Consider the following 13,131-nt stretch of genomic DNA (forward strand, 5'->3'; position numbering starts at 1 on the left):
CCAACATTATGTTACGACTCATTAATTTAGAGCTTCAAAAATTACTATTAAACAGAGCGAGTAAAGTTTTAATTTTCATTTCTTTTATTCTGCCTTTTACGGTTTTGATTCTGTCTTCAATAAAGATTAATTTCTTCGGATTTTTCACGCTGGAATTAGGCGAACTTGGTATTTTCAATTTCCCGATTATTTGGCATATCACCACGTTTTTCGCAGCCTATTTTAAACTCTTTTTCGCCATTGTTGTGGTGAGCATGATTGGCAACGAATACAGTAATAAAACCATTAAACAGAATTTGATAGATGGATTAAGCAAGAAAGAATTTATTCTCTCTAAATTTTATACCATCGTTTTATTCTCACTCTTAGCAACGGTTTTAATTGGTGTGGCATCGTTTTTTATTGGACTCTACTATTCAAGTTATACTGAAGCATCAATTATTTTTAGAGAAACAGAATTCTTATTGGCCTATTTTGTAAAACTTGTTGGCTTCTTCAGTTTATGTCTATTCTTTGGGATGTTGGTAAAGCGCTCTGCATTTGCGCTGGCATTCCTTTTTATCCTTTATATTTTTGAATGGATTGTTTTTGGAGCGGCTACAAAAGCATTCACTTTAGAAACTGCATGGAAAATTAAAAGCTTCCTACCCTTAGAATCCATGTACAATTTGATCAACCAGCCATTCCAGCGAGTCGTGATGACCAAATATCCAGAAAACATTGATATGGCTTATGATTATGCAGTACACTGGTATGAATTTGCTATTGTTTTAGGCTGGACCGCCTTATTTATCTTTTTATCATATAGACTGTTAAAACAACGGGATTTATAATATATTTGAGGCTATTTGCTTTTCTAAAACATCCCTGTTGAAACAATTTCTTAAGATTTTTTTTGTTTTCAGTTTTCTGATTACCGCTTATACTGCTCAGGCACAATACCCAACCGATTGCGTTGATGCGGTTATAATTTGTGGAAATTCAAATGTTAATTTAAATGTTAGCGGCATTGGAGTTCAAGAATTAAACAACTCCAATACTTGTAGCAGTTATGAAACCAATAGTATTTGGCTCCAAGTGAGCCTTGTTACAGATGGCACCTTGGGATTTACTCTAAAACCAAATAACAGTTCCATTAGTGAGGATTATGATTTTTTTGTCTTTGGTCCAAATGTAGCTTGTAACGAGCTGGGCCAAGCCATTAGATGCTCTACTACTAATCCTTCATCTGCTGGACTTCCTAACAATTATACAGGAATGCGTGAAAATTCGGTTGATACTTCAGAAGGTCCAGGACCTGATGGCGACAGTTTTGTAAAATGGCTGACTGTATCTGCTGGAGACACTTATTTTATTGTTATTGATAGGCCAATTGGTAATAGTGGATTTACATTGGAATGGACTGGAACAGCAGAATTTTCTTCCCCACCCAGTAATCAATCACATGGCTTAGCGCCGCTTGATTTAGAAAAATGCGATACTGATTCCCCTTATGGCGATGGGTTTACAGCTTTTAATTTGGAAATGAATACACCTAAAATTAAAGGATCACAAAAAGATGTTACCGTTACCTATCATCTTAATGACACTGATGCGAATAGTAACGCAAATCCATTGACAAGCCCTTATACCAATATTTCCAATCCGCAGAAAATTGTTGCACGCATCACAAATACCATCACTGGATGTTTTGAATTAGCTGACTTTACAATAACTGCCAGTTTAGGACCTGATTTTAAAGCTCCTTCACCTTTTCACGAATGTGATACAGATGCCGATGGCAATAGTAATAATGGCCGTACCTATTTTGACCTAACCAAGAAAAATCCAGAAATCTTAAATGGACAGGATCCATCGACAATTAAAATAACCTATCACAAATCCATGGCTTCAGCACAAAACAGTTCTGATCCTGGTGTTGATGCCCATTCCTATTATAACGCCAATCCTTATAACGAGCAGCTTTATGTAAGGTTGGAAGATCCTTTCAATAAAAATTGTAGAAACATCACAACCCTCGACCTTGTAGTCAACCCATTACCACAAGCGTTTAACGCTACAATTATGCAATGTGATGATGATGGTAAAAGTGATGGCATAACCCTCTTCAATTTGAACGAAGCGAAGGATGCACTTACTGGTGGCGCTTCTGACAGAAGTTTAACGTACTACACTTCTAAAACAGAAGCTCAAGCAGGTGGCCCAAGTACCATAAATGGTAAGGCTTATAAAAATTCTAAAAATCCGGAGCTGCTGTATGTTAGAATCACCGATGATTTTACCGGTTGTTTCAGCGTGTCAACATTAAATTTGGAAGTAAGTGTTACTGCGGCTAATGATACACAATTAAATCATTGTGATGACGATGGCTTGGAAGACGGCTTTTACACTTTTACGCTTTCTGATGCAGATTCAGATGTTTTAAAGGGTTTACCGTCAGGTTTAGATTTGGTGTATTATGAAACCTATAAGGATGCACTTTTGGAAACGCATCCGCTGCCTAACCAATTTACCAATAGAAATGCTTATGCTCAAACTATTTTTGCAAGGGTAGAAAACAGCAATGCTTGTTATGGTATTAGCGAAGTAGCACTCAACGTTTATAAGATGCCGACCGTAGAAACAGAAGCTGAAGAAATTTACTGTTTAAATACGTTTCCGGAGACACTTACTTTGTACAGTAATATAATTGATCACATTTCAGCAACGTATACCTACAGTTGGTCTACAGGGGAAACATCATCAGAAATTGAGGTAAACTCACCTGGCACCTACACGGTAAGAATAACCAATAGTAACGGATGTTATAAAGACCGGACCATTAAAGTGTTGCCTTCAAATATTGCAACAATTAGTGACATCAAAATTAATGATGCTTCACAAAACAATACGGTCGCAGTCATGGTTACCGGTGAAGGCTCTTATGAATATGCACTGAACAATATTAAAGGGCCCTACCAGGAAAGTCACATTTTCGAGAATGTAGCACCTGGATTTTATACCGTTTTTGTTAGGGATATGAACGGTTGCGGCACTTCTAAAGAGAAAATCTCAGTTATTGGATTTCCTAAATATTTTACGCCAAATAACGATGGTATCAACGATACTTGGCAAGTAAATGGCATCAACGGACAGTTTCAATCCAAGACCACCATTTACATTTTCAATAGAATGGGAAAACTCCTTAAGCAATTAAATCCGTTAGGTATTGGTTGGGATGGTACCTACATTGGCCATCCATTGCCTCCTGACGATTATTGGTTTTCTGTAACTCTACAAGATGGTAGAACCTTAAAAGGTCACTTCACACTAAAGCGCTAACTTATTCCTTAAATAGACAGATTACTTCCTATCACTGCGAGATGAGTTGTTACGATTTTTCATAATTACAATACAAAATGTGATCACTCGATTAAAATTTACCCCCGTTGGGAAGTTCTACATCTAGTTTTATATCATAAAAAGTAATATAAAGTTAATATTTTATGCATTTTATCGTATTATTTTGCATTTCACCTAATAATTGGCTACTTTTCGACCATATTTGAATGTAGTAGAACTCTCATTTCCCTCATATGCGACCCTTCTAACTCAACTTAACCGAAAAAGAATGAAATCGTTCCAAATTTCCCTCCTTGCTCTTGCATGTGTTTTGTGTACCAACGCATTCAGTCAACAAATAAAAGTAGACGACAAAGTCACTCCTAAAAACCTGATTGAAAACCATTTAATTCAAGGTTGTGTCGAGACTTCTAATATTGCATCACCCATAAATGGGTCTAAAAATGGGTTTTCAAGTTTTGGATATTTTGAACGTGGCAGTTCAAACTTTCCTTTTGAAAACGGAATAGTTTTGACGACAGGTAAAGCTGCTTCCAGTGGAAATACGGTAATTTCAAATGATTTAAATGATGGAGATGCGAGTTGGGGTACAGATCCTGATCTTGAAACTGCTTTGGGCATTACCAAAACCTTAAATGCAACTGCTATAGAATTTGAATTTGCCTCAATTTCTAATCAGATTCAATTCAACTACATTTTAGCTTCTGAAGAATACCAAAAATATTATCCTTGTAATTATTCGGACGGGTTTGCATTTCTAATCAAACGTGCTGGCACTAGTGAACCTTATCAAAACATTGCCATAATCCCAGGAACAGACACACCGGTAAACACGAATACTATCCGTAATGGAATTGTAGGATTTTGTGGTCCATCCAATTCTCAATATTTCGACGGATATAATCTTGGAGACACCAACTATAACGGTAGAACTACGGTAATGACCGCCTCGGCAATTATTGAACCGAATGTAAAATATCACATAAAAATGGTCATCGCCGACCAAAGTGATGGGACGAATGACTCGGCCGTTTTTATTGAAGGAAATAGTTTTAATGCCACTGTTGATTTAGGTGAAGACATTACAACATGCGCCACCAGTGTCACTTTAAATGGTAACATCAAAAATCCGGATGCGACATACTCATGGTATTTTAACAGCACAGCAATTTCAGGTCAGACACAACCAACTTTAGTTGTTGACCAATCAGGAATCTACACAGTAAAAGTAGATATTCCGCTATCCGATTCATTTTGTACAATAGAAGACAGTATTAAAATCGAATTAAGCGCTACTCAAACTGCCCAACCTATAACTGATTTCGAACTTTGTGATGATGCATCCGCGGATGCCGTTGAAGTATTTGATCTCAGTTTAAAGAATTCTGAAATCTTAAAAGCAGTCCCTAAATCAGCTTACAAGATTTCTTATCACTACACAAATGAGGATGCTACCGCAAATGACAATGCCATCACGGCTCCAATCAGTAACACCACTAACAATCAACCAATATATGTAAGAATTGAGGATACGGTTAATGGCTGTTTAGCATATTCGTCTTTTAACTTAGTGGTGAATGCATTACCAAATGTGGCACCGGCATCAGAATTTTTTGTTTGTGACGACGACACTAAAGATGGACTAACAGAAGTTAACTTAAAGGATCACGACCATACCATTACAGGCGGAAATCCAGATTTAATTGTGTCCTACCATCAACTCCAATCGGAGGCGGATTCGGACGACAATGCTATGGTTTCACCATACAATAACACGTCACAAACAGAACACTTTTTCGCTCGTGTTACCAATGTTGTCTCGGGATGTGTCGTCACCACTAAAGTCACATTAAAAGTTTTAGAGAATCCTGTTATTAATACAGATCGTCATTATATTGATGCCTGTGATAAAGACCATGATGGTATGGCAATATTCGACTTAAACAGTAGCATTGATGCTGTTTTGGAAGGCGCTACCGGAATGACCACAAGCTTCTACCCTACCTTCAACGATGCCGTTTCAGGAACAAACCAAATCCTAAATCCTAGTGCGTATAGCAATACGACACCAAATATGCAAAACGTTTATATTAAGGTCACCAATGCTGCGGGATGTTCTTCAATTACACCTATAGAACTACATAGCAATGTATTGTTAACAGGTACATATCTTAAAGCGTTTTCGATTTGTGACGTTCAAGGTGGCGATAAACCTCAATTTGACCTTTACAATATGGAAGACGTGATTGCTAATGAACTTCCAAACGTTTCCGTGATATTTTATGAAACGAAACAGGACCAGATCAACAACAACCCAATTCCTAAACACCTTCCATATACTCCACCAAAATTTCCTTATACGTTATATTTAACCTTAGATAATACGGTATGTACGGAAGTTGCAGAAATTGAATTAGTTCTTAATCCTATTGTAGAATTTCCATCTATCGGTCCAGTAACGTATTGTGATACTGATCAGGACGGATTTACGCTTATCGATTTAACGACATTTGATTATCAGGTTTACAATGGGCAAGATGGTTATTCGGTTCGCTATTTCTTAACTGAAGAGGACGCTAAGAAAAACAGGAACGTAATTACGAAGCCACATCTCAACACCTCCAATCCACAAAGATTCTATACCAGAACGACCTCTAATGTTACGGGCTGTGCCGATCTTAATAGTTTTGAAGTGACTGTATTGCCTGCTCCTGAAACTAATAAAGCTTCAGACATAATTATTTGTGATGCTGATCAAGATGGGTTTTCAATTGTTAATCTTGATAGTAAAATAAGTGAAATTGTTTCAGACCTATCCAATAGAGCAGTAAGCTTTCACACAACCTTAGATAATGCACATAGCAAAACGGCCGCTATTTCAGGGACTAAAAATTATAACGCCAAGACCCAAACAGTTTATACGCGCGTTGAAAACACAATTACTGGATGTCATTCTGTTGAACCAATTAAGATTATCGTCAACACCTTACCGATAATTCCGAAAATTAGTGTTTACAAATATTGTGAAGATGATAGTGATGGATTTGGAAGTTTCATCTTTAAGAACAAAGACGCTGAAATCTTAAATGGTCAAACTGGCAAACGCACGTCTTATTACCTAACCCCTACAGATGCGGAGAAAGGCTTGAACGCTATCGATAAAAACAAGGCATTTACAAATACTGTAAATCCTCAAACCATACACGTTAGAGTAGAGAACATTACCGATAAAAACTGTTATGCAACTGGATCTTTTTCTATTGAAGTGGGCTCGAATCCTAAATTTAATGTGCCTTCAGACTGGTTTGTCTGTGACGATATTTCAAATGATGGCAGTGAGTTTTTTGACTTAAGTGAAAGGACTGCTGAAATAAAAAAAGGACATTCTGATGATTTTAAAGTAACGTATTACCTGAGTTATGCCAACGCAGAAAATGACGTAAACCCAATTGCTACGAATTTTGCGAATACAAAAAATCCACAAAAAATCTTTGCCCGAATTGATAATGGTGGTATCTGTAAACCAATTACAAGTTTCAGTATTGGCGTTATCAAAGCACCTGAAGCTAATCCGTCAAAACCTTTGATTAAATGTGATACCGATGATGATGGTCTTGTGGTGTTCAATTTAAAAGATTCGGAAGTGGACATTTTAAATGCGAGACAAGATAACCTGGTCATTAACTATTATGAGGACGCTGCTACTTTAAAACTTATTGCGAATCCGAAGTCCTATACTTCAGGAACAAAAACCGTTTATATTAAAATCACGAATACCGTTTCAAAATGTTATTTAACTATTCCTATCGAATTAGTAGTCAATTTACCTGAAACCAAGAGCTATAAAACGGCATTGTGTGTCAATACAGGACCGATAGTAATTGGGCCTGACTTAGTAAATGCTGGAGATACTTATCTGTGGAATACCAATCAAAAAACAAGAGAAATCAAGATTAATACTATTGGAACCTATTCCGTTAAAGTGACTACAAAGTCAGGGTGTATTACGAATCATATTTTTGAAGTTATTGAATCGTCTCCTGCCAAAATTGAAGTTACTGAACATATCGATTTTTCTGATCCAAACAATATTACAGTAACAATTAGTGGAATCGGTAATTACATGTATCAGTTAAATGATAAAGAGCCGCAAGAATCCAATGTTTTTGAAAATGTTCCAATTGGCGCGAATTTGGTAAAGGTTATAGATTTAAATGGATGTTCAGAAGTGAGCAAACAGGTTCTTGTACTTGACACCCCTAAATTCATGACACCAAATGATGATGGGTATTTTGATACTTGGCATATTACAGGCGTAGAAACATTACCCGGGACAATAATCCAAATCTACGACCGCTATGGTAAACTATTAGCGCGACTGACCTCATCTTCCCGAGGTTGGGATGGAACATATAACGGTCAAAAAATGCCTTCTTCAGATTATTGGTTTGTGGCCGATGTTAAGAAAAAAGATGGGACCGCTTTTCAACTTACAGGTCACTTCGCCTTGAAAAGGTAACAATAGCATTACTTATTGAAATTTAACAAAACTAAAACGTCCATGATATAATCTACCATGGACGTTTCCCTTATATAAATGACCCCTTAGGATCGTCAAAGTGGGTATTAGAATGATTTAAAGCTAAATTTTTGGCCACCTACAGAAGCATCAGCCATAAGTCCTGCTTTTGGCAAGGCGAAGGCAACAACACCATCATTGTAACCGGCAGTTACAGCAACGCCTGATTCTACAGCGACAGCTGAAGCTTCCGCTGAGAATTCAAAGTTTCCATTTTTAAAATCGTCTAAATCAGCTTCGGTTTCAAAAAAGATGACTTCAATAATGGCTTGTCCACCAGCTTGAAATCCAATATCTACCTTTTTAAGATTTGCCATTCCTATTGGCATGCCATTTTCATAAACAACACCATTACCTGAAGCGCCACCCACAATTAGACCGCCTTCACCAACGTTAGGGAACAACACGTATCCCGCTGCGTTATCAAAATAATCGCTGAGTGTAGAATCAGCTTCTATAAGTTTCATTCTCGCATTATCGGCATCTGACATGATTTTATGATCTTTGTCACTCTGCGCAAAGGCCCCAAAAGTAAGTATCATACAGAAGGCCAAAGTAAATTGTTTTAATGTTTTCATGGTTCTATTAATTTAAGAATTGTTAATATGTATTCATCTTGCTATCAATAGTCCAGTTAGTGAAATAAGTAAGGTGTTGCTAAATTAATTGATTAATAAAATCAAGATTAACCTTAATACGCAATTTATTAATCCTAAAGAATCGAAAACCTAGAACTTAAAGCACTGATATCATGTAATTTAAAATAGCCATTATTCTTCAAAAAACTTTGGTTAAATTTGCAAAATGAAGTTCAAAATCAAATCAGAATTTAAGCCTACTGGTGATCAGCCTCAAGCCATAAAACAACTTTCTAAAGGCATTGAGAACAATGAGAAATACCAAACTTTATTAGGAGTAACAGGGTCTGGGAAAACATTTACCGTTGCCAATGTTATTGAAGAAGTACAACGGCCTACCCTAGTTTTAGCTCATAATAAAACTTTGGCTGCGCAGTTATACTCTGAATTTAAACAGTTTTTCCCGGATAATGCGGTAGAATATTTTGTGTCTTATTATGATTACTACCAACCTGAGGCCTACATTCCCGTTTCTGGAGTTTATATAGAAAAGGATCTTTCCATAAACGAAGAAATTGAGAAGATGCGATTGAGCACAACGTCTTCCCTACTTTCCGGTCGACGCGACGTTATTGTTGTGGCTTCGGTGTCGTGTTTGTATGGTATTGGGAATCCTGTAGAATTTCAAAAAAATGTCATTACGCTTAAACGGGATGAAGTGATTTCGCGCACAAAGCTCCTTCATAAATTAGTGCAAAGTCTCTATTCTAGAACGGAAGCCGATTTCAATCATGGTAATTTCAGAATTAAAGGCGATACCGTGGATATCTTTCCTGGATATGCCGATTACGGCGTTCGTGTTCACTTTTTTGGTGATGAAATTGAAGAGATTGAAGCGTTTAACATCCAAACAAATAAGGTCATTGAATCTTATGACCAAATCAATATTTTTCCTGCAAATATGTTTGTGACATCGCCTGAAGTACTTCAAGGTGCCATTAAACAAATTCAGGATGATTTGGTAAAACAACATGATTATTTTAAGGATATCGGCAAGCATTTAGAGGCAAAACGATTAAAGGAACGTACAGAATTTGACCTTGAAATGATTCGGGAATTGGGGTACTGTTCGGGTATTGAGAACTATTCGCGCTATTTAGACGGGCGTTTGCCTGGTACGCGACCTTTCTGTTTATTGGATTATTTCCCTGATGATTATTTGATGGTGGTTGATGAAAGTCACGTGACCATCTCTCAGGTGCATGCTATGTATGGTGGCGATAGAAGTCGTAAGGAAAACTTGGTAGATTATGGTTTCAGACTTCCCGCAGCTATGGATAATAGACCTTTGAAGTTTGAGGAATTTGAAGCCTTGCAAAATCAAGTGATTTATGTGAGTGCGACACCTGCCGATTATGAACTTGCAAAAAGCGATGGTGTTTTTGTGGAGCAACTGATTCGCCCAACAGGACTATTGGATCCTATTATTGAGGTTCGCCCAAGTTTGAATCAAATTGATGATTTGATTGAGGAAATTCACCAACGTGTTGAAAAAGACGAACGTATTCTAGTGACAACTTTAACCAAGCGAATGGCCGAAGAGTTGACCAAATATTTGGACAGAATTCAGATCCGCGTGCGTTATATCCATAGTGATGTCGATACTCTGGAGCGTGTAGAGATTATGCAGGATTTGCGTAAAGGCTTGTTTGATGTATTGGTTGGCGTGAATTTATTGCGTGAAGGTTTAGATTTACCGGAGGTTTCATTAGTGGCTATTTTAGATGCTGATAAAGAAGGATTCTTAAGATCTAATAGATCATTGACGCAGACTGTTGGAAGGGCTGCACGGCATCTAAATGGTAAAGCGATTATGTATGCGGACAAAATTACCAATAGTATGAAGCAAACTATTGACGACACCAATTACCGCCGTGCAAAACAAATTGCCTACAATACCAAACACGGACTTAAACCAACTGCGCTGAATAAAAGTTTAGATAATATTTTAGCGAAAAATTCCGTCAGTACGTATAGTTATGAAATTGAAGCTTTAAAAGCTGCAGAACCTGAAAGCGAGTATTTGACTAAAGACCAATTGGAAAAGAAAATTCGTGAAAAACGAAAATTAATGGAACAAGCTGCAAAAGCATTGGATTTCATTATCGCGGCCCAATTAAGAGATGACATTAAAGCCTACCAAGGGAAATTGGAACAATTGAAAGCATAAAGAGGATTGAGGTTATTGAGGCGTGAGGTTTGAGGAATGTGATTGATGATTGGTGATTGGTGATTGTTGAGGGGTGATTAATTCATAAGTTAGTTTTCCAAAAATCTAACTTATAATGATTAACTGAAGACTGAAAACTGCGTACCGCCAACTGAAGACTGAATACTGCCAACTGAAAACTGAAACCTCAATTATACTGGACCTTAAAGATATCAATCAAAAAATCTGGTGGGACAATTTTGTTGGGGAAGCTTTCCATTAAATCTAGTACCCGATTTATCGACTCATGGCTTAATCCCATCCGTAAACCGAAATTATGAAGTTTTACAAGTTCTTTAGTGGTAATTTCCTGATCCAGATTCATCAGTAACACCAATCTATGAAATTGAACAATCCGTTCACTGTGCGATTTTAAATGCACATAATTAACGGGGTATTCAAATAAATAATCAAAATCGTGTTGCGATACTTCCAACTGTTTTGCAACACCTAAAAGAAATTTATATTCTATGGATTTGATGGAAGCGTCAGTTTGAGCAAAAGCAATCATTTCTGAAAGAAGACTCAATTTTTCTATACGATTTATCATAAGAGAGGGAATCTGTTTTTATAATTATAAAGTTAGACAGAATAAAATTTTGATAATCGTTGATTATTAGCAACTTATCGAAAAATATAGTGTAATTCATCGTGATTTTCTTGACTTCATGTAATTAATTATTCTAACAAGCTAATAACCAGCTATTTACAAGGTTTTTATGTTTCATCGTTTTTCGTCTTTTTAAATCCTTATTTACGAGGCCAGTAATCGGTGGTAATTCATAAATTTGTTTTCTAAAAACCCAGAGAGTAGTAATGAAATTTATCAAACTTTTCGTTGTAATTAGTTTTGCATTCTGCACTCTTGGCTATGGTCAACATACCGTTTCAAAGCAAGTTTCTACCTTCACTATAGAAGCAACTCAGTTACAAACTCAAAAGAAGATCTGGGTTTATCTCCCAAAAAACTATTCAGAAACCACACTTGATTATCCTGTATTTTATATGCAGGACGCCCAAAATCTATTTGATGCCAAAACTTCTTATGCAGGTGAATGGCAAATAGATGAGTATCTTGATTCGCTTACAAATCAAAACGTCATAATAATAGGTATAGAACACGGAAACGAAAAACGTATGGAAGAACTTACGCCATTTCCTCACGACACCTACGGTGGCGGTAAAGCTGATATGTATCTTGATTTTATCATCAATACATTAAAACCGCAGATTGACGCCACATACAGAACATTAAAAGATCCTAAAGACACAACTATATTTGGTTCTTCATTAGGAGGGCTTTTATCCTTTTATGCTGTAATTAAACATCCTGAAATTTTCGGAAATGCAGGTGTCTTTTCGCCGTCATTTTGGTTCAGCAATGCTATATTTGATCTTGTTTCTAAATCAGAAATTTCCCAAAGTTCAAGATTTTACTTTTTGTCAGGTTCTAATGAAAGCGAAACAATGGTTCCCGATCAACAAAAAATGGTAGCTTTATTATTGGAAAAAGGAGTTCCTGGACATCATATTAAAAGCACCATTATTGAAGGTGGGCAACATAATGAAGCGCTCTGGCGTGACCATTTCCCTGAAGCTTACCAATGGATTATCAAAAATTAAAGAAATTCAACACAACCAACTTTACATAAAAATTATATATTACAACAACTTAACACCATTACAATGACTAATAACGATATTTTTAAAAAGCTACGCGTCGCTCTTCAATTAAGAGATGATGAAATTATAAAAATTCTTGAACTCGTAGATTTTAGAATCACTAAAAGCGAATTAGGTGCTTTTTTCAGGAAAGAAGACCATCCAAATTATGTAGAATGTGGTGACCAAATTTTGCGTAACTTTCTAAATGGCTTGGTTATTCATTTACGCGGGCCAAAACCAGTAAAAGATACCAAACCAAAACCTAAGAAAAAAGATTAAATAGATTCCATGTAATAGTGCCATTCATTGAGGCAACACGTAAAAAATGAGACTTATGAGTAATTTATCAAACATCACCTCTGAAATTGAAAAATATGCCAGCGACTCAAATTTGACTGAATTGCAAATCGTTGAGAAACTGGAAAAACACTACTTTAATAAAAAGGTAAACGAGAATTTAAAGCTGTATAAAAAAGGAAAGAAAAAAGTGCGGGAAATAACTAAAGACCTAAAAATCTCGCCACGAAGATTTTATGCAATTTTAGAAAAAAAGAAAATAGAACATAAGAAATATAAAAAGAGCGATTCAAACCAAGAGGCTCAACTTTAGAACGTTTTGCGTAATCAGAAACTTAAAAGTAAAAACGCTTCGAAGATTATTCTAAACCATATTTCAATAAAAAAGACCTCACAAGTTC

General features: G+C 36.4%; 9 protein-coding genes. 7 read left to right on the plus strand and 2 right to left on the minus strand.

Annotation, left to right across the window (positions count from 1 at the left end; all coding sequences use genetic code 11):
* Positions 1 to 8: 8 nt before the first annotated feature.
* The 3 genes from Q0947_RS08410 to Q0947_RS08420 all read left to right on the plus strand — a co-directional run bounded on the left by Q0947_RS08410 (position 9) and on the right by Q0947_RS08420 (position 7,861).
* Complete coding sequence (locus Q0947_RS08410) at positions 9 to 833, plus strand: ABC transporter permease subunit (protein WP_299395509.1); 825 nt, start codon at positions 9 to 11, stop codon at positions 831 to 833.
* Between the two features lie 37 nt (positions 834 to 870).
* Positions 871 to 3,321, plus strand: coding sequence for a T9SS type B sorting domain-containing protein (locus tag Q0947_RS08415; RefSeq protein ID WP_299395512.1), 2,451 nt, complete (start codon positions 871 to 873; stop codon positions 3,319 to 3,321).
* Positions 3,322 to 3,610: 289 nt separating this feature from the next.
* A complete protein-coding gene (locus tag Q0947_RS08420) occupies positions 3,611 to 7,861 on the plus strand; it encodes a T9SS type B sorting domain-containing protein (protein ID WP_299395516.1) in 4,251 nt (1,416 codons plus the stop codon).
* Positions 7,862 to 7,968: 107 nt separating this feature from the next.
* On the opposite strand, the gene Q0947_RS08425 is transcribed toward Q0947_RS08420, so the two are convergent.
* Complete coding sequence (locus Q0947_RS08425; RefSeq protein ID WP_299395520.1) at positions 7,969 to 8,499, minus strand: lipid-binding SYLF domain-containing protein; 531 nt, start codon at positions 8,497 to 8,499, stop codon at positions 7,969 to 7,971.
* A gap of 226 nt (positions 8,500 to 8,725) precedes the next feature.
* Here Q0947_RS08425 and uvrB point away from each other — a divergent pair, with 226 nt between their 5' ends.
* A complete protein-coding gene (uvrB, locus tag Q0947_RS08430; protein WP_299395525.1) occupies positions 8,726 to 10,729 on the plus strand; it encodes an excinuclease ABC subunit UvrB in 2,004 nt (667 codons plus the stop codon).
* Positions 10,730 to 10,916: 187 nt separating this feature from the next.
* Here uvrB and Q0947_RS08435 read toward each other — a convergent pair whose 3' ends face one another.
* Positions 10,917 to 11,318, minus strand: coding sequence for a TerB family tellurite resistance protein (locus tag Q0947_RS08435; protein ID WP_299395534.1), 402 nt, complete (start codon positions 11,316 to 11,318; stop codon positions 10,917 to 10,919).
* A gap of 266 nt (positions 11,319 to 11,584) precedes the next feature.
* Between Q0947_RS08435 and Q0947_RS08440 the strand changes: the two genes are divergently transcribed.
* The 3 genes from Q0947_RS08440 (at position 11,585) to Q0947_RS08450 (ending at position 13,043) form a co-directional block, all read left to right on the plus strand.
* A complete protein-coding gene (locus Q0947_RS08440) occupies positions 11,585 to 12,391 on the plus strand; it encodes an alpha/beta hydrolase-fold protein (RefSeq protein WP_299395539.1) in 807 nt (268 codons plus the stop codon).
* A 63-nt stretch (positions 12,392 to 12,454) separates the two neighbouring features.
* A complete protein-coding gene (locus tag Q0947_RS08445; RefSeq protein ID WP_299395545.1) occupies positions 12,455 to 12,712 on the plus strand; it encodes a DUF1456 family protein in 258 nt (85 codons plus the stop codon).
* A gap of 55 nt (positions 12,713 to 12,767) precedes the next feature.
* Positions 12,768 to 13,043: a hypothetical protein gene (locus tag Q0947_RS08450; RefSeq protein WP_299395549.1), complete on the plus strand. Its 276-nt coding sequence runs from the start codon at positions 12,768 to 12,770 to the stop codon at positions 13,041 to 13,043.
* Positions 13,044 to 13,131 lie beyond the last annotated feature (88 nt).

The sequence above is a fragment of the uncultured Gelidibacter sp. genome (assembly GCF_947500795.1).
Lineage (GTDB): Bacteria > Bacteroidota > Bacteroidia > Flavobacteriales > Flavobacteriaceae > Gelidibacter.

Bases quoted from the DNA above. Each gene is read 5' to 3' on its own strand.
- Q0947_RS08425 (WP_299395520.1), bottom strand. From the start codon at position 8,499: ATGAAAACATTAAAACAATTTACTTTGGCCTTCTGTATGATACTTACT.
- Q0947_RS08420 (WP_299395516.1), top strand. From the start codon at position 3,611: ATGAAATCGTTCCAAATTTCCCTCCTTGCTCTTGCATGTGTTTTGTGT.
- Q0947_RS08435 (WP_299395534.1), bottom strand. From the start codon at position 11,318: ATGATAAATCGTATAGAAAAATTGAGTCTTCTTTCAGAAATGATTGCT.
- Q0947_RS08410 (WP_299395509.1), top strand. From the start codon at position 9: ATGTTACGACTCATTAATTTAGAGCTTCAAAAATTACTATTAAACAGA.
- Q0947_RS08445 (WP_299395545.1), top strand. From the start codon at position 12,455: ATGACTAATAACGATATTTTTAAAAAGCTACGCGTCGCTCTTCAATTA.
- Q0947_RS08450 (WP_299395549.1), top strand. From the start codon at position 12,768: ATGAGTAATTTATCAAACATCACCTCTGAAATTGAAAAATATGCCAGC.
- uvrB (WP_299395525.1), top strand. From the start codon at position 8,726: ATGAAGTTCAAAATCAAATCAGAATTTAAGCCTACTGGTGATCAGCCT.
- Q0947_RS08440 (WP_299395539.1), top strand. From the start codon at position 11,585: ATGAAATTTATCAAACTTTTCGTTGTAATTAGTTTTGCATTCTGCACT.